General features: G+C 70.0%; 13 protein-coding genes. 10 read left to right on the top strand and 3 right to left on the bottom strand.

What is annotated here, in order from left to right; genetic code table 11:
* Positions 1 to 49 precede the first annotated feature (49 nt).
* A complete protein-coding gene (locus NON19_RS09900; protein WP_255926399.1) occupies positions 50 to 1633 on the top strand; it encodes a FadD3 family acyl-CoA ligase in 1584 nt (527 codons plus the stop codon).
* Positions 1634 to 1688: 55 nt separating this feature from the next.
* Here NON19_RS09900 and NON19_RS09895 read toward each other — a convergent pair whose 3' ends face one another.
* From NON19_RS09895 to afsR, 3 genes are all read right to left on the bottom strand, one after another.
* Positions 1689 to 1871: a hypothetical protein gene (locus NON19_RS09895; RefSeq protein ID WP_255926397.1), complete on the bottom strand. Its 183-nt coding sequence runs from the start codon at positions 1869 to 1871 to the stop codon at positions 1689 to 1691.
* Between the two features lie 131 nt (positions 1872 to 2002).
* Complete coding sequence (locus NON19_RS09890) at positions 2003 to 2230, bottom strand: hypothetical protein (RefSeq protein WP_255926395.1); 228 nt, start codon at positions 2228 to 2230, stop codon at positions 2003 to 2005.
* Between the two features lie 172 nt (positions 2231 to 2402).
* The gene (afsR, locus tag NON19_RS09885) at positions 2403 to 5339 is read right to left on the bottom strand and encodes an SARP-family global regulator AfsR (RefSeq protein ID WP_255926393.1); all 2937 of its coding nucleotides are present in this window, start codon (positions 5337 to 5339) and stop codon (positions 2403 to 2405) included.
* Between the two features lie 338 nt (positions 5340 to 5677).
* On the opposite strand from afsR, the gene NON19_RS09880 reads away from it, so the two are divergent.
* The 9 genes from NON19_RS09880 (at position 5678) to NON19_RS09840 (ending at position 18114) form a co-directional block, all read left to right on the top strand.
* The gene (locus NON19_RS09880; protein WP_255926391.1) at positions 5678 to 6463 is read left to right on the top strand and encodes an AMP-binding protein; all 786 of its coding nucleotides are present in this window, start codon (positions 5678 to 5680) and stop codon (positions 6461 to 6463) included.
* 105 nt (positions 6464 to 6568) lie between these two features.
* The gene (locus tag NON19_RS09875) at positions 6569 to 7795 is read left to right on the top strand and encodes an amidohydrolase family protein (protein WP_255926389.1); all 1227 of its coding nucleotides are present in this window, start codon (positions 6569 to 6571) and stop codon (positions 7793 to 7795) included.
* 249 nt (positions 7796 to 8044) lie between these two features.
* A complete protein-coding gene (locus NON19_RS09870) occupies positions 8045 to 8893 on the top strand; it encodes a YwqG family protein (RefSeq protein WP_255926387.1) in 849 nt (282 codons plus the stop codon).
* A gap of 116 nt (positions 8894 to 9009) precedes the next feature.
* Positions 9010 to 9945, top strand: a complete 936-nt coding sequence (locus NON19_RS09865) for a TIGR03619 family F420-dependent LLM class oxidoreductase (protein WP_255926385.1) — start codon at positions 9010 to 9012, stop codon at positions 9943 to 9945.
* 97 nt (positions 9946 to 10042) lie between these two features.
* Complete coding sequence (locus NON19_RS09860) at positions 10043 to 11170, top strand: LLM class flavin-dependent oxidoreductase (RefSeq protein ID WP_255926383.1); 1128 nt, start codon at positions 10043 to 10045, stop codon at positions 11168 to 11170.
* 308 nt (positions 11171 to 11478) lie between these two features.
* A complete protein-coding gene (locus NON19_RS09855) occupies positions 11479 to 13209 on the top strand; it encodes an N-acyl-D-amino-acid deacylase family protein (protein ID WP_255926381.1) in 1731 nt (576 codons plus the stop codon).
* 219 nt (positions 13210 to 13428) lie between these two features.
* Positions 13429 to 14244 (top strand): TIGR03619 family F420-dependent LLM class oxidoreductase, encoded by an 816-nt coding sequence (locus tag NON19_RS09850; RefSeq protein ID WP_255926379.1) that lies wholly within the window; start codon positions 13429 to 13431, stop codon positions 14242 to 14244.
* Between the two features lie 133 nt (positions 14245 to 14377).
* Positions 14378 to 16972, top strand: a complete 2595-nt coding sequence (locus NON19_RS09845) for a bifunctional FO biosynthesis protein CofGH (protein ID WP_255926377.1) — start codon at positions 14378 to 14380, stop codon at positions 16970 to 16972.
* 47 nt (positions 16973 to 17019) lie between these two features.
* A complete protein-coding gene (locus tag NON19_RS09840; protein ID WP_255926375.1) occupies positions 17020 to 18114 on the top strand; it encodes an ADP-ribosylglycohydrolase family protein in 1095 nt (364 codons plus the stop codon).
* Positions 18115 to 18182: the final 68 nt, after the last annotated feature.

The following is an 18182-nucleotide window of genomic DNA, read 5'->3' as shown; positions in this document are numbered from 1 at the left end:
ACTAGTCAGCTATCTGGGTTGAACCGCATGGCTATGGGAGGCAGCGGTGATGCGCGGTGACCTGGAGTTCGGGAGCATCCCCAGGCTGGTGGCCGAGGCCGCCAGACGACACGGTGACCGGGAGGCCGTGGTCGACGGGCGGTCCAGGATCTCCTATGCGGAACTGGCCGCACGCGTCGAGCGGGTGGCGGCGGCCTGCGTCGCCCGCGGTGTCGAGACGGGCGACCGGGTGGCCGTCTGGGCACCGAACACGGCCGACTGGATCACCGCGGCCCTCGGGGCGATCAGCGCAGGCGCCGTCCTGGTGCCGTTGAACACCCGCTACAAGGGCACCGAGGCCGCCTACGTACTGGACCGCACCCGCGCCCGACTGCTGTTCGTCACCGGCACGTTCCTCGGCACGTCCTATGTGGCCTCGCTACGGCGTGCGGTGGGCGAGCCGCCTTCGCGGGGGTCCGACGGGCCGCTGCCCGGGCTGCCCGGACTGCGCGACGTGGTGGTGCTGGCGCAGGACGCACCGCCCGACTTCCACACCTGGAAGGATTTCCTGGCGGGCGGCGACACCGTACCCCGCGAACGAGTGCGCGCCCGGGCCACCGCCGTACGCCCCGACGCCCCCTCCGACATCATGTTCACCTCTGGCACCACTGGCCACCCCAAGGGCGTTGTCATCACCCATGCGCAGACCCTGCGCGTCTACGGAGTGTGGAGCGAACTGGCGGGACTGACCGCCGAAGACCGCTGCCTGATCGTCAACCCCTTCTTCCACACCTTCGGTTACAAGGCGGGCATCATCGCCTGCCTGCTGCGCGGGGCGACCATGGTTCCGCAGTCCGTGTTCAACGTGGACACCGCCCTGGCCAACATCTCCACCGAACACATCAGCGTGCTGCCCGGACCGCCCACCCTGCACCAGGCGATCCTCGACCATCCGGCACGCTCCCAACACGACCTGTCCGCACTCCGCTTGGTGGTGACCGGGGCCGCCGTGGTCCCGCTGACACTGGTGGAGCGGCTGCGTCGCGAGTTGGGTGTCACCGTGCTGACCGCCTACGGTCTGACGGAGGCCTCGGGCACTGTCGCCATGTGCCGCCGCGGCGACCCGGCGCAGGTCATCGCCTCGACGTCCGGCCGTGCCATCCCCGACACCGAGGTCGCCATCGCTGACAACGGCGAGATCCTGGTGCGCGGTTACCACATCATGACCGGCTACTTCGAGGAGCCGCAGGAGACGGCGAAGGCGATCGACAAGGACGGCTGGCTGCACACCGGCGATGTCGGAGTCCTCGACGCCGCTGGCAACCTGCGCATCACCGACCGCATCAAGGACATGTTCATCGTGGGAGGTTTCAACGCCTACCCGGCGGAGATAGAGCGCGTTGTCTGCCGCCACCCTGATGTGCTGGACGTGGCCGTGGTCGGCGTTCCTGACGCACGGCTCGGCGAGGTGGGCAAGGCATATGTGGTGCGGCGCCCGGACTCCACGATCACCGGTGAGGATGTGATCGCCTGGGCGCGGCGGGAGATGGCCAACTACAAGGTGCCGCGACAGGTGGAGTTCCTGAGCGAGCTGCCGCGCAACGCCAGCGGCAAGGTGCTCAAGGGCGCCTTGCGCGCCCGCCCCACAACATGACGGAGCGGCGGCGGACCCCCCGGTGCCGCCGCCGCTCCTGCTTGGGGTGAGGGGATTAGGCGTTGCCCCAGGTGTCCGGCGTGGTGGCGGTCGAGTCCGCGTCGCTTGCCCGCTCGACGGCCACGGTCCGCTCACCGTGGGTGTTCGCGCTGCCGGAAGCAGCCGCGGGGACCGCGAGTGCTGCCGTCGCGGCCGCGATTCCCGCTGCCGCGATGGCAGCCTTCCGTATCAGACTCATGTCTGCTCCAGTCTTGGAGTGATAGATGGAATGGGAGCCGCGCACAACGAAGTTGGCCGCGACGCCCCCTCCACGCCGCGGCCGCCTAGATCGCTGATGAACCCCCGTTGTTCCCCCGTGGCGTCAACCCCTCACTGAGAGGGGAGGATCGTGTTGCCCCAGGTGTCGGGAAGGACCGGCCGCGTCCCCGTGTTGCCCCAGGTGTCGGGGTCGTCCTGAGCCTGCTCCGAACCGCCCTCGCCAGCCGACTGCTGCTCGATGCCGTTCGGCGGCTCCGGGAACTCTCCCGCACCGATTCCCGTGCCGATGCCCGAGCTGGGCTTGTTGCCCTTGCCAGTACCTGGAACATTCGCGGTCATTGTCGTACTCCCCGTTAGATGCCTCGTGGCGTGTTTGCTTCCGAACTCAGGGCGCCCGCTTGGTGACGACCCCCGTGCGCCACCAAGCGGGGCATCTCTCGATGCATGGAAATCTTGGCAGCGCCCGATAAGCAACCGATAAACGCCCCTCCAATACCCCTTTGAACTGCGGTTATACAGCTACGCTCGATGAGGGGCGGTCGTTGAGGAGCTGCAGCACCTCGCTTGCTCCCTCTGTACCGAGTGACTTGTGGATGTTCAGGGCGTCATGCCAGCAGGCGCGGGCACGGTCGGCCTGCCCGATTCCGTCGAGCGCGCGGCCGAGAACGGTCAGCACATCGGCCATCCGCCAGTGGCCGGTGGTCCTGTTCACCAGCCCCAGTGCCTGCTCGGCGTGCGCGGCCGCCTGGCGGTGCCGTCCGGCCGCGACGTGTGCCACAGCCATGCGGTAGAGGGTCATTCCCTCCCACAACTGCTGGCGCGCCTCCCGGAAGATGGGCAGCGCCTTGTTCAGGCAGCCCAACGCCTCGTCGAGGCGACCGCTCGCGGTCAGCGCGATCGCCAGCACATACAGCCCCATGCCGAGGCGGTAACCGCCGGTCCTCAGCTCGTAGTAGAGCTCCATGGCCTCCTCGGCGGACGCCACGGCCCGTTCGCAGTCGCCCACTTCGACGTGTACGCGTGAGAGGTTGCTCAACGTCGAGGCCATACCGGTGAGGTTGTGGTGCTCCCGGAACGACTCCAGCGCCTGTTGGTAGTACGCCTGGGCCTCCTCGTAGTGGCCCCGGTCCTTGGCGATCAGCCCGCGCAGGTTCGGTGCGTAGCTGCAGGTCAGCGGGTCCTCTGCGGCCAGCCCCAAGAGCAGCGCGCGCTGCGCCTCGAGGTCGGCCTCCTCGAAGTGGCTGCTGGACCACGAGCGGATCCGGCCCAGCAACAGATGCGCCCGCCCGGCCACCAGCGGGTCACCGCAGTCGTCCGCGGTCTCGATCACCGCGCGGACCGCTTGCTCGTAGGAGCGTAGATGGACACCCGACTCCATCAGGTCCTGGGCCGCGAACAGCAGGTCGACCGCATGGCGCAGCGGCCCCGCACAGCCGTGTGCCGCGGCCTGCCGGACGGCGGCCAGGGCTCCGGCGGCTTCGGCGAAGAGCCAGTCCAAGGCCTCGGACTGCTCAGTGAAGGCCAGACCGGACAGTGTGGGTGCCGCGAGGTGCTCGAGGACCGGCTCCCCCGGGTTCATCAACTCATACACACCCGCCGCCGACGCCAAATAGAAGTCGAGCACGCGCGACAGCGCGGCCTGGCGGTCCTGTGGGGTCTCGTCGCGTTCGGCGCAGTCGCGGGCGTAGAGGCGCAGGAGGTCGTGGTACCGGTAGCGGGCCGGGGCCGCGGACTCCAGCAGGCTTATGTCGACCAGCGCCTCCAGCAGCGACTCGGCCTCATAGGTGTCCATGTCCAGCACCGCGGCGGCCGCGTCCAGGGAGATGTCGGGGCCGTCCGGCAGCGCCAGCAGGCGGAAGGCGCGCGCCTGTTCAGGAGCCAGCTGGCCGTACCCCATCTCGAAGGTGGCCTTGACCGCGAGGTCACCCGCCTTCAGCTCGTCCAGCCGGCGCCGCTCGTCGCTGAGCTTGCGGGCCAGTACCGAGACGGTCCAGGTGCGTCGGGTGGCCAGCCGGGACGCGGCGATACGGATCGCCAGCGGCAGGAAGCCGCAGGCCGCGACGACATCGAGAGCCGCCTGGCGCTCGGCCATGACGCGCTCGCTGCCGACGATCTTGGTGAAGAGCTGGAGCGCCTCCTCCGGACTCATGACATCGAGGTCCACCAGATGCGCGCCTTCCAGGTCCACCATGCGGACCCGGCTGGTGATCAGCGCCGCGCTGCCCGCGGTCCCCGGCAACAGCGGTCGTACCTGCGCCGCGTCGTGCGCGTTGTCCAGCAGGGCGAGTACCCGGCGTCCGTCGAGCACCGAGCGGTACAGCGCCGCTCGGTCCTCAAGACCGTCCGGAATGGCTGAATCCGGTGTGCCGAGCGCCCGTAGAAAGGATGCCAGCACCGTCTCCGGTTCGGCTGGCCGCGCCCCCTGCCCCTGGAGGTCCACGTACAACTGCCCGTCAGGGAAGGCGGTTCGGGCCGCATGGGCGACATGCACCGCCAGCGTCGTCTTGCCGACACCGCCGATGCCTGCCACCGCGGACAGCGCCATGACACCCTGTTCGGCGGTGGCCAACTCCTCGGCGAGTTCCGAGACGAACGCCGCCCGGCCGGTGAAGTCCACGACGGTGGCGGGAAGTTGCGCGGGTCGCACTGTGGCGATCGCCGATCCGGCATCCCCGGGCAGCGACGGAGGGGCTAGTTCCGGATCGGCCTCCAGGATGCGCTGGTGGAGCTCGCTGAGTTCGGCGCAGGGGTCGACACCAAGCTCGTCGGCGAGCAACCGCCGGGTGTCGGCGAAGACACCCAGCGCCTCGGCCTGCCGACCACTGCGGTACAGCGCGAGCATGAGCAGCGCCCGCAGCCGCTCGCGCAGCGGATGTTCGGCCGACAAGGCGGTCAACTCCGATACCGCCTCACTGTGTCCGCCGAGTTCCAGATCAAGTTCGAGGCGGGCGTCCAGCAGCGACAGCCGGTACTCGATCAGTCGGGCGCGCTGCATCTCCGCGTACGGCCCCGGCAGCCCAGCCAGCGGCTCGCCGTCCCACAAGTCGAGTGCGGCGCACAGCAGTTCCCTCGCCCGCGCCGGATCGCCGGAGGCCCGCGCCTTCTCCGCCTCGGCCGCGTGCTGCTCGACGACCGCGATGTCCACGCTGCCCGGCGCGGTGCGCAGCGCGTAGCCGCCCGACACCGATGTCAGCACCCCCGCGCCGAGGGCCTTGCGCAGCCGGAACGCGTAGGTGCGCAGCGCCGCCAGCGCGCTCTCCGGCGGCTCCTCGCCCCACAGCGCGTCGATCAACTCATCGGCGGTGGCGGTGCGGCCGCCGCGCAGCAGGAGTGCGGCCAGCAGGGCACGCTGCTGGGGCGAGCCCGCCGGTAGCGGGTTCTCGCCGTCCCAGGCTCGCACCGGGCCGAGGAGCGCGAAGCGCAGTCCCGGCTCCGTTCCGCCATCCATCACAGACTCCCATTCCGCCGACGGCGAGAACGCTTCGAGCACGTACCGAGCGGACGTATATCGATCGTTCATCGCGAGCCGGGACCATCTCCGCGTGTGATGAGTACAGCCGCGTGACCGCCAGTTTGCCCTGTCCTAGCGGGCGCGGTCACCACCTCACGGGCGGTTGTACGCCAATCGGTCCGAATTGATCGGAATTTGATATTCCGTGTGTGAGGCCTGTGGGGGAGAGGAGTGACGGAGCTGTCATGTGCTCATGGTGTACACCGCCGAAGCCGTCCGCGTCGGTGTTGGGGGGCGGTCTCGGTGGAGCCACCGCGGAGCGGACGCACGCGAGGATGAGCACGGTGGTGACACCCGGCCGGATGTTGCGCAAGAGGGCCGCGGAACTGCCGTGCGCGGTTCCGTACGGCGCGCTGCCGGGGGCGCCCTTCGCCGCCACCGCGGCGTGCAGCTACGCCGAACTCGACCGCCGGGCGCGCGCGGTGGCCGCCCGGCTCGGTGGTGCGCTCCCACCGGGCAGTCGAGTGCTTCTCGCCTACCGCCAGGGTCCGGACTTCGCGGGCGCCTTCTACGGCTGCCTGTACGCGGGCATGGTCGCGGTGCCCTATCTGCTGTCCGAACCCGCACCCGGCGACGGCGTGCCGGACGGACTGGACGACGGCCTCGACGACGGGATCGCCGAGGCCGTCGACCTGGTGGCACCGGCCGCCGTACTGACCGCCGCGGACGGCTGGTCGGCCCTACCGGTCAACCGCGAGCGGGTTCCGGTTCTGGAGGCCGACGGGCACATGGTCGGCGGCAGCCCGGTCGCCGAACTCGCCGAACGCTGGCGCCCGGTGGGCGTGCTGCGGTGGGCGGACGCCTACCGGCGTTATGTGCCGGGGTCGTTGAGCGGTCCGTTGGGCGGCCGGATGGAGCCGCCGTTCAGCCATGGCGACCTGCTCAACGTCCTTCAGGAGCTACAGGACGCCTGTCGACTCGGCGTCAAGGACGAGGAGTTGAGCTGGATCGCCTCGGTGCACGGAATGGACGACGCGGTGTGGCGGCTGCTGCTCCCCGTCCACCAGGGGCGCGCGGTCTGGGAGACGGCTTGGCCGCCCAGTCCGGACGACATGGCGTAGCAGCCGGTGGCAGGGGTGCTCAGCGGCCGCGGCCGGGCGTGATCGACCGGCGGCGGCCCTTCCGCAGTAGCTGACGGCATGTCAGATAAGCGCTACCGTGGCTCCATGGAGAGCTTCCCGGAGATCATCTCGGTGGACGACCACACGGTCGAGCCCGCAGGCGTCTGGCGGGACCGGCTCCCGTCCCGGTACCGCGACACCGGTCCGCACGTCGTGCGCGCGCCGGTGAAGGAAATGACCTTCGTCGGCGGCAAGTTCGCACCGAGGATGGGCGAGCCAGGCGACGACGGGCCGATCGCCGACTGGTGGGTCTACGAGGACCTGCGCCGCCCGCTGACCCGGCTCGACACCGCCGTCGGCTACAGCCGTGACGAGGTCCGGCTCGAAGGCATCACCTACCAGCAGATGCGTCCCGGCTCCTACAGCGTCCCGGAGCGGCTGGCGGACATGGACATCAACCATGTGCGCTCCGCGCTCTGCTTCCCGACCTTCCCGCGCTTTTGCGGGCAGACGTTCACCGAGGCCAAGGACCGCGACCTCGCGCTGCTGTGCCTGAGGGCATACAACGACTGGATGGTGGAGGAGTGGTGCGGGCCACAGGCGCGCGGCCGTCTCATCCCCCTCACCCTCATCCCGCTGTGGGACGCGGAGCTCGCCGCCCGTGAGGTGCGGCGCAACGCCGAGCGTGGTGTGCGGGCGGTCTGCTTCAGCGAGATACCGCCACGCCTCGGACTGCCGTCCATCCACAGTGACGCCTGGGACCCCTTCCTGGGCGCCTGCGACGAGACCGGCACCGTCATAGCCATGCACATCGGCTCCTCCTCGCAGATGCCCTCCACCTCATCCGACGCACCGCCCGCCGTCGGCTCCACGATCACGTTCGCCAACTGCTGTTACTCGATGGTGGACTGGCTGATGTCGGGGAAGTTCGAGCGTTTCCCCAACCTGAGGATCATGTACGCCGAAGGGCAGATCGGCTGGATGCCGTACGTCCTGGAGCGCGCCGATGTGGTCTGGGAGGAGAACCGGGGCTGGGGCGGTGTCGCCGACAAGGTGTTGCGCCCTCCGTCCGAGCTGTTCGCGGAACACGTCTACGGCTGCTTCTTCGACGACGCGTTCGGCCTGCGGAACCTCGACGCCATAGGGGTGGGCAGCGTCCTGTACGAGACGGACTACCCGCACTCGGACTCGACCTGGCCGAAGTCGAAGGAAGTCGGTGAGTCACAGATGGGTCACCTCCCGCAGGACGTGGTCGAACGGATCGTGTGCGGCAACGCGATCGAACTGCTGGGCCTGACGCACAACGGCCTTTGGCCCGGCGCCGCGCGGTGAGCAGTGGGTGGGCGGTCCCCCGCGCCGCCCACCCGCCACCGACCGGAGCCGCTGGCCGCTCATCGTGGGGCTTGCCGCCCCGGTACTCAAAGGATGCCGAGTGGCAGGGGTATCGGGGCAGTGCCATTCGTCCTGAGTGCGTTATGACATACGTCATGGGATCAGGCATGCACGCAGGGTGCCCACTGACCCACGCTGGCTCGCCTCGGGCACGGCCCGTTGTCAGTGGCGAGGTGCATCATCGCTTCCATGACGCACAGCACCGACGACGCGCTGCACACACTCGCCCGCGAGCATCTGCCCGACGAGATCGCCGAACGGTGGATAGGCCTGCTGCGGCCGGGGCTGCGCCTGGAGAAGGCCACGGGCGCTGCCCCGGTTGCCGGCCGGCTCGGCGGACTGCCGGAGCTGCCGGAGAGCGAGGAGTGGCCCGTATGGCAAGGGCACGGCCCGCTCTCCTTCGTCGCCTCGCTCGACTGCGCCGCGCTCCCGTCCGCCGAGTTGGACATCACCCTGCCAACGGACGGCACGCTGGCCTTCTTCTACTTCGACGGGCAGTTGGACGACGGCTGGGCGGTGGTCGACGCTGGTGATCCCGACAGTTGGGCGGGAGCGCGGGTGCTGTACATACCGGCGGGCGCCCCCGTTGCCGAGCGGGCGGCGCCGGAGGGGGTTCGACCGTACCCCGAGGTGCCGCTGACGGTGCGGAGGGAGGCGACGGCACCTGACCTGTGGCACTCGGTGGTCCACCGGGAGTTCGGGCCGATGCCCGACGACCACCCGGTGTGGGGCGAGGACTTCAGGGAGGCCCTGTGGAAGCACTCCGAAGGCGCGGAGCACCGCATCGGAGGCCATGCGCGTCCGGTGCAGGACGAGGTGGAGTGCGAGGTTGCCCGCGGCGCTCTGGGCAGCCCGCCGTGGGATGACCCTCGCATCAAGGAGGAGGCCTCGCGCTGGGTGCTGCTCGCTCAGTTCGACACGGATGATGACGCCGACATGATGTGGGGCGACTGCGGCGCCCTGTACTGGCTCATACGCCCCGAAGACCTGGCGGAACGCCGCTTCGACCGCGCGATGTTCACCTGGCAGTGCGGCTGACGGAAATTGGTGCGGGACGTGCGACCGCCCGGACGCATGGTCGGCGGCCAGACCACACCCTTGCCTGACGGCACGTCAGCTATGACGATGTGGGCACTCGCCACGAGGAGGCCCACATGGTGCGGATCCTGCCGGAAGGCCGTTTGGTCTATGGGATGCAGTTGCCCGTCCAGGCGCTGAGCGCCGTCTTCGCGGAAGGGTGGGAGACCGAGGCAGGACCGGTGGAACTGCTCGCGGTCGCCCGGGCGGCGGACCGGCTCGGTTTCTTCTATGTCGCCTGCTGTGACCATGTGGCGATTCCCGCCCGGTTGGCGGACGCGATGAGCACCACCTGGTACGACCCGGTGGCCACCTTGTCCTATGTGGCCGCCGCGACCACGCGGGTGCGGCTGCTCAGCCATGTCGCCGTGGCCGGACTGCGGCATCCGCTGGCCTTCGCCAAGCAGTACGCCACCTTGGACCACCTCTCCGGCGGGCGGCTGATCCTTGGGGTGGGCGCCGGACATGTTCAGGAGGAGTTCGACGCCCTCGGTGTGGACTTCGGCCGCCGTGGGCCGGTGCTCGACGAGACCATAGACGCGCTCAAGGTCGCACTGGGGCCGCAGGAGTTTCCCGAGCACGACGGTCGGCACTTCTCCTTCCGCGGGCTGGGGCAGCGGCCCCGGCCGGTACAGGTTCCCCGGCCGCCGATCTGGGTCGGCGGATCCTCGCCCGCGGCGATACGGCGGTCGGCGCTGCGCGGCGACGGCTGGCTTCCGCAGGGCGATCCGCGAGGCCAACTTCCGTACCGGATAGCGGAGCTGGTCCGGCTGCGCCGTGGTGAGCCACTGGACATCGGGGCGATCACCGAGCCGGTGTACATAGGCGAGCCGTCCTGGCGGGTGGGGCGTCGCGCACTCTCCGGCAAGGGGGAGGCCATCGCCGAGTCGCTGCGTGAGTATGCACGGATCGGCGTCGGGCAGATACAGGTCCGCTTCCGCAGCCGTGGTGTGACCGAACTGCTCGACCAGATGGAGGCGTTCGCCGCCGATGTCGCGCCGCACCTCAACTGATCCCGGTGCCCGGGTATTGACGGTTCCGGCGGGCGCTGCGAGAGTCGAGTGAATCTGACGCTACGTCAGAAACGTGGTACCGCTTCGAGGAGCGATCTTGGAATTCGGGATCTTCGTACAGGGATATGTGCCCGCGAGTCGGGCGAAGGCCGACCCGGAGGCCGAGCACCACGCGCTGCTGGAGGAGACCGAGTACGTCATTCAGGCCGACAGGTCGGGTTTCAAGTACGCCTGGGCGAGCGAGCACCATTTCCTGGAGGAGTACTCCCACCTTTCGGCCAATGATGTCTTCCTCGGCTATCTGGCCCATGCCACGAAACGCATCCACCTTGGTTCCGGAATCTTCAATCCGCTGCCGCAGGTCAACCATCCCGCGAAGGTCGCCGAGCGGGTCGCGATGCTCGACCATCTCTCCGGCGGCCGCTTCGAGTTCGGCACCGGACGCGGCGCGGGCAGCCATGAGATCCTCGGCTTCCTCCCCGGGGTGACCGACATGAACCACACCAAGGAGATCTGGGAGGAGACCATCGCCGAGTTCCCCAAGATGTGGCTCCAGGACACATACGAGGGGTTCAAGGGAAAGCACTGGTCGCTCCCCCCGCGCAAGATCCTTCCAAAGCCGTACGGTGGCTCGCACCCCGCGATGTGGTACGCGGCGGGATCGCCGCCCTCGTACGCCATGGCCGCCAGAAAGGGCCTTGGGGTACTGGGGTTCAGCGTGCAGAAGGTCTCCGACATGGAGTGGGTGGTCGACTCGTACAAGACCGCCGTACGCGACGCCGAACCGGTCGCCGACTTCGTCAACGACAACGTGATGGTGACCTCCACCGCGATATGCGCCGAAACCTCGAAGAAGGCCCGGGAGATCGCGGTCTCCAGCAATCTCAACTACCTGCAGTCGCTGCTGTTCCGCTACCACGACACCTTCCCCAGGCCCGAGGGAATCCCGCGGTGGCCGGAACTCCTGCCGGACTACACCCCGGAGATCATCGACCTGTTGATCGCCGAGGAGTTGATGATCTGCGGTGATCCGGACGAGGTCCTCGCGCAGTGCAGGCGGTGGGAGGCGGCGGGCGCCGACCAGTTGGCGTTCGGACTGCCGGTGGGCGTGCCGTACCAGGACACGCTGACGACGATCAAGCTCATCGGAGAGCACGTCATCCCGAAGATCGACACCGACCCGGTGCACCGGACCACCCGCTTCCGCCAGGCGGCGCGGGGCTAAGGGCTCCGCTGGGAGTGCGGCGATGTCCGGTCGATCGTCTCAAGCACCATCGTGGCTGGCCGCGCGGTTCCCGGCGCCTTTCAGGGCACTGCCGAACCGCGGCGGACTTCGCCTGATTGCTCAACCGGTTACCCGGCCCGGACGGCGCCGCGGGCCTGTGGCGCCCCCTGTACGGCGACGGCTTCCCGGGCCGTCGCTTCCCGACCCGGTCCGGAGCCGTGCGGCGGCGGCCCGTCGCACGGCTCCGGCCGGGCCGACCCACTGGGCCGCGCACCCTCGCACCCACTTTCCGCGGAGGGGAATGGACCATGCTTGACCACCTGATAAAAGGCGCCACCGTGGTGGACGGCACGGGCGCGCCCTCGTACCTCGCCGACATCGGAATAAGAGGCGGCAGAATCGCCTCCATCACCGCCCCCGGCAGCACCGCGGAAAGCGTGCGCAGCGCTCAGGACGCGGCCGGGCTGGTGCTCACCCCCGGATTCGTCGATCCGCACACGCACTATGACGCCCAGTTGTTCTGGGACCCCTTCGCGACGCCGTCCATGAACCACGGTGTGACCACCATTGTGGGCGGAAACTGCGGATTCACCCTGGCACCGCTCAGGCCGCGGGACGCCGACTACACACGGCGCATGATGTGCAAGGTCGAGGGCATGTCGCTCAAGGCCCTTGAGGACGGGGTCGACTGGAACTGGGCCTCGTTCGCCGAATACCTCGGCGCGCTCGACGGGCGGATCGCGGTCAACGCCGGTTTCATGGTGGGGCATTGCGCACTGCGGCGGCATGTCATGGGCGAGGACGCCATTGGCGGGCAGCCCACCGCGCGGCAGTGGGAACGGATGCTGTGGCTCTTCCATGAGTCGATGGACGCGGGCGCATGGGGCCTTTCGACGACGCAGTCGTCCACGCACACCGACGGGGACGGCAAACCGGTGGCGTCGCGGTACGCGGGCCGCGAGGAGTTGCTGGCGCTGTGCCAGGCGGTCGGGGAACACGAGGGCACGCAGATGGAGGCGATAGTCGCCGGATGCCTGGACCGGTTCTCGGACGACGAGGTCGAGTTGCTGTCCGCCATGAGCGCAACCGCCGGGCGACCGCTCAACTGGAACGTGCTGACCATTGACGCGGCCGTCCCCGAACGTGTTCCACGGCAACTGCTCGCATCCGCCATGGCCCGTAAGGCGGGTGGCCGGGTGGTGGCACTGACCATGCCGATCCTCACCCCCATGAACATGTCGCTCGGCACCTTCTGCGCGCTCAATCTGATTCCCGGATGGGGGGAGATCCTCGCCCTGCCGGTGGACGAGCGGATCGCGAAACTCAAGGACCCCTTGGTACGGGCGGAGATGCGGCGCCGGGCGGAGAGCCCGGAGGCGGGCGTCTTCCGGCGGCTGGCGGACTTCGGACGCTACGTCATCGGGGATACGTACTCCGAGGAGAACGCCGGACTGAGCGGTCGACGGGTGGGCGAGATCGCCGCGGAGCGCGGCCAGGAGCCCTTCGAGGCACTGGTGGATATATGTGCCAACGACCGACTGCGTACCGTGCTTTGGCCCATGCCCACGGACAACGACCCCGCGAGCTGGGAGCTGCGGCGGCAGACCTGGGAGCATGAGGACGTCATGCTGGGTGGCTCGGACGCGGGCGCGCATCTGGACCGGATGTGCGGTGCGCCGTATACGACGCGGTTCCTCGGGGACTGCCTGCGCGGGCGCAAGCTGGTGGGGCTGGAGCGTGCGGTGCGTATGCTCACCGGCGATCCGGCCAGGCTGTACGGGTTGCGCGGACGCGGCCGGATCGCCGAGGGCTACCTCGCCGACCTGGTGCTCTTCGACCCGGAGCGGATCGATGCCGGACCCGCGACGCTGGTGCACGATCTGCCGGGCGACAGCCCGCGGTTGGACTCCAGGGCGCAGGGCGTGGTGAGCGTACGGGTGAACGGCGTGGAGACCGTCCGCGACGCGGTGGTGACCGGCGCCGTCCCGGGGACGGTGCTGCGCTCTGGGCGCGACACGGAGACGGTCTCGACACGGTAGACCACCCGCGGCGGATCCCCTGTCGGACGCGGCGGTTTCGGCCCGCCGCGTGACCGCGCGCCGCTGCGGCTCCTACGTTGGCTGGCGAGCCCCCCAACAGCTTCGGCAGGAACGCCGCAGCGGTTGCGCGCCGTGCCGGAGCTATCTCAGATTCGATGCGACCACGTACGGGAAGAGACAAGACCGGGCAAAAGTCGCCCGAACCCGGAGGTGCTCGCAGTGCGTATCTCGACCATGATCTTTCTGACCGATGAGACCCTCGGCCCCGTCCAACTCGCGCGGGAGCTTGAGCAGCGTGGATTCACCGGGCTCTACCTGCCCGAGCACACCCACATCCCGGTCTCCCGCAAGAGCCCCTACCCGTTCGGCGGGGAACTGCCGCGCGAGTACAGCCGCACCCTCGACCCGTTCACCGCGCTGGGCGCTGCCGCCGCCGTCACCGAGCGCCTCGTACTCGGCACCGGGATCACCCTGGTGGCCCAGCACGACCCCATTGTGCTCGCCAAACAGGTCGCCACCCTTGACCACCTCTCAGGCGGCCGGTTCACCTTCGGTGTGGGCCTAGGGTGGAACGAGGAGGAGGCCACCGATCACGGGGTGGACTGGAAGCGGCGCCGCACCATCGTCCGGGACAAGATGGCGGCGATGCGCGCCCTGTGGGCGCCCGAACCAACCGGGTACGACAGCGAGTTCGTCCACGTCGAGCCCAGCGAGGCGTATCCCAAGCCGAAGGGCCTGCGCGTCCTGCTCGGCGGCGCGCCCGGACCGAGGCTGTTCGCGGACGTCGCCGGATACGCCGACGGCTGGCTGCCGGTCGGCCAGGACCCGGCCGAGCACCTGCCCGCACTGCGCGCCGCCTGGGCGGAGGCGGGCCGCGCGGGCGAGCCGCAGGTGGTGCCCTACGGGGTGCGGCCCAGCGCGGACAAGCTCGCGAGGCTGGGCGACCTGGGCATCGAGGAGGTCGTCGTCATGCTGCCGCCCTCCGGAGCCGACGAGGCGCTGCGCACCCTCGACGGCTACGCCCAGTACCTGTAACGCACGGCCGGGGCCGCGTCGCGGGGCCGAACCGCGCCGGACCGTACGCGGCCGCTATTCCTGGGCATGCCTGTGACAAACCGCGCAGGGCGGCATCGCTGGTGCTGTCGGTGGTCGCTCGTATGCTCGGTGAATGGACACCAGCCTGCCGCGCCCCGAGGAGCCGACACCGACCGCCAACGCCATGCGACGTGCGCTGAGCCGCGCCCGCAGCGGTGTCGCGTTGGACGTCGCCGAGGCGGCCGTCCTGCTGCGAGCGCGCGGTGAGGACCTCGACACCCTCGCCGCGGTCGCCGCACGGGTGCGGGACGCGGGCCTTGAGGCGGCCGGACGTCCGGGCGTGATCACCTACGCGCGCAACGTCTTCATCCCGCTGACCCGGCTGTGCCGGGACCGCTGCCACTACTGCACGTTCGCCACTGTGCCGGGCAAGCTGCGGCGCGCGGGCGAGGGGATGTTCCTGTCCCCCGACGAGGTGCTGGCCATCGCCCGGCGCGGTGCCGAACTCGGCTGCAAGGAAGCCCTGTTCACGCTCGGCGACCGCCCCGAGGACAGGTGGCCGCAGGCCCGCGAGTGGCTGGACGCCCACGGCTACGACGACACCGTGGCCTACGTACGGGCGATGGCGATCCGGGTGCTGGAGGAGACGGGGCTGCTCCCGCACCTCAATCCGGGCGCGATGTCCTGGACGGACGTACAGCGCCTCAAGCCGGTCGCGGCCTCCATGGGCATGATGCTGGAGACCACCGCCATCCGGCTGTGGTCGCAGCCGGGCGGCCCGCACCACGGCTCCCCGGACAAGGACCCCGCCGTGCGCATGCGGGTGCTGCACGACGTGGGCCGTTCCAACGTGCCGTTCACCACGGGCATCCTGATCGGAATCGGCGAGACGTACACCGAGCGCGCCGAGTCGCTGTTCGCGATCCGCACGGTGGCCCGGCAGTACCACGGCGTCCAGGAGGTGATCGTCCAGAACTTCCGCGCCAAACCGGACACCCCGATGCGCGGCATGCCGGACGCGGAGCTGGACGACCTGGTGGCCACCATCGCCGTTGCCCGGCTGATCCTTGGCCCCGCCGCCCGCATCCAGGCGCCGCCGAACCTGATCGCGGGCGAGTACGCGCGGGTCATCGCCGCGGGCATCGACGACTGGGGCGGCGTCTCCCCGCTCACCCCCGACCACGTCAGCCCCGAGCACCCCTGGCCGCACATCGACCAACTGCGCGCCGTCACCGCCGAGTCCGGCTTCGCCATGCGTGAACGCCTCACCATCTACCCGGAGTTCGTCAAGCGCGGCGAACCCTGGCTCGACCCGCGCGTCCTGCCGCACGTACGGGCACTGGCCGACCCGGACAGCGGCCTGGCGGTGGAGGACGCCCAGCCCACCGGCCTGCCCTGGCAGGAGCCTGAGGAGGTCTTCACCGCCAGCGGGCGCACCGATCTGCACACCGCCATCGACACCGAAGGCCGCACCAGCGACCGCAGGAACGACTTCGACGAGGTGTACGGCGACTGGGAGGCACTGCGTGAACAGGCCGCGCCCGGCACCGTCCCGGACCGCATCGAGGCCGACGTACGCGCCGCCCTGTCCACCGCCGCCGACGACCCCACGCGGCTCACCGACGCCGAGGCGCTCGCCCTGCTCCACGCGGAGGGGCCAGCGCTGGACGCGCTGTGCCGGATCGCCGACGACGTACGGCGCGACGCGGTCGGCGACGAGGTCACCTACATCGTCACCCGGAACATCAACTTCACCAACGTCTGCTACACCGGCTGCCGCTTCTGCGCCTTCGCCCAGCGTCGCACCGACGCCGACGCCTACACCCTCTCCCTTGAACAGGTGGCCGACCGTGCCCAGCAGGCCTGGGAGGTGGGCGCCACAGAGGTGTGCATGCAGGGCGGCATCCACCCCGACCTGCCCGGCACCGCCTACTTCGACATCGCCCGGGCGGTCAAGGACCGGGTGCCCGGCATGCATGTGCACGCCTTCTCGCCGATGGAGGTGGCCAACGGCGCCACCCGCACCGGACTGTCCATCCGCGACTGGCTGCAACGGGCCAAGGAGTCCGGCCTGGACACCATCCCCGGCACCGCCGCCGAGATCCTCGACGACGAGGTGCGCTGGGTCCTCACCAAGGGCAAACTGCCCACCGCCACCTGGGTGGAGGTCATCAAGAGCGCCCACCAACTGGGCATCCGCTCCTCCTCCACCATGATGTACGGGCACGTGGACCAACCCCGGCACTGGCTGGGCCATCTGCGGCTGCTCGCCGAGATACAGCAGGAGACCGGGGGGTTCACCGAGTTCGTCACCCTGCCGTTCATCCACACCAACGCGCCGGTGTATCTCGCGGGCATCGCCCGACCCGGGCCGACCCACCGGGACAACCGCGCGGTCACCGCCATGGCCCGGCTGCTGCTCCATCCGCATATCCGTAACATTCAGACGAGCTGGGTGAAACTGGGCACCGAAGGGGCGGCCGAAATGCTCCGCTCGGGCGCCAACGACCTGGGCGGCACGCTGATGGAGGAGACCATCTCCCGAATGGCGGGCTCCAGTTACGGGTCCTACCGCTCCATCCGCGACCTGGTCGCCATCGCCGAAGCGGCGGGCCGACCGGCCCGGCAGCGGGACACCCTGTACGGCACGGTTCCGGAGGAACGCCGGGCGGCCGGGCTGGCCTCGGACGGCCACCTGCCCGAGCTGCTGCCGGTCCTGGACAGCTGAGAAGAATCGACACAGTGAAGCGGCCAACTGAGAAGGGGAGTTGAGGCGTGGCCGAAATATGGGGGCGGGCGGAGCAACAGGACTTCCGCAGCCGGGTGAGAGGCTGCCTGCTCGGCGGGGCGATCGGCGACGCGCTGGGCGCCGGTATCGAGTTCGACTCGCTGGCGGCGATCCGCGACAAGCACGGTGCGGCGGGCGTCACCGACTACGTCCCCGCCTACGGGCGGCGCGGCGCCATCACCGATGACACCCAGATGAGCCTGTTCACGGTGGAGGGGCTGATCCGCGCCCATGTCCGCCGCGACGCCGGGACCTGGCACCCGCCGACGGACGTGCACCGTGCCTACCTCCGCTGGGCCGCCACCCAAGCCGACTGGGGCCCTGACGAGCGGGACGCCGACGCGGGCTGGCTGGCCCGCGAGGAGTGGCTGTACTCCCAGCGTGCCCCCGGCCGCGCCTGCCTCTCCGGCCTCGGCGACGACCGGATGGGCACCCTCGCCCAGCCGAAGAACCCTGGTTCCAAGGGCTGCGGCACGGTGATGCGCTCCGCGCCGTTCGGCCTGCTGGTCGGATGGGAGCCGGGGCTGGTCTTCCAACTGGCGGTGGAGTGCGCCGCGCAGACGCACGGTCACCCCACCGGATACCTGGCGGCCGGGGCGTTCGCGGTGATCACGCACGCGCTGGCGCACGGCAGTCCGCTGGAGCAGGCCGTACAGCAGGCCCTGGCGCTCCTGGCCGCCCAGCCCGGCCATGAGGAGACCACCCAGGCGCTGCACGCCGCGCTGGACGCGGTCCGTCAGGGGCCGCCGTCCGCCGAGCGGGTCGAGGCGCTCGGCCAGGGCTGGACCGCCGAGGAGGCGCTGGCCATCGGGGTTTACTGCGCGCTGGTCGCCGAGGACGTACGGCATGGGCTGCTGCTGGCCGTCAACCACTCCGGCGACAGCGACTCCACCGGTTCGATCTGCGGGAACCTGCTCGGCGTCCAGCACGGCGACACGGCGCTGCCGCCCGCGTGGGTGGTGGAGTTGGAGGGCCGGGGGGCGATCCTCCAGCTGGCGGACGACTTCGCGATGCAGATGACCCAGGGCGCCGCCCTGACCGGCGCCAGCGCCTGGCTGCAGCGTTACCCGGTCTCGGGGTGATCCCGTGCCCGGCCACCCGCCCCGAACCCCTTACGGCGAAGGGCGGGTGGCGCCGGGCCGGGTAGCCA

The organism is Streptantibioticus rubrisoli, assembly GCF_024436055.1.
Lineage (GTDB): Bacteria > Actinomycetota > Actinomycetes > Streptomycetales > Streptomycetaceae > Streptantibioticus_A > Streptantibioticus_A rubrisoli.
The sequence above is the reverse complement of the archived record's forward strand: the minus strand, read 5'-3'. Positions and strand labels throughout refer to the sequence as shown.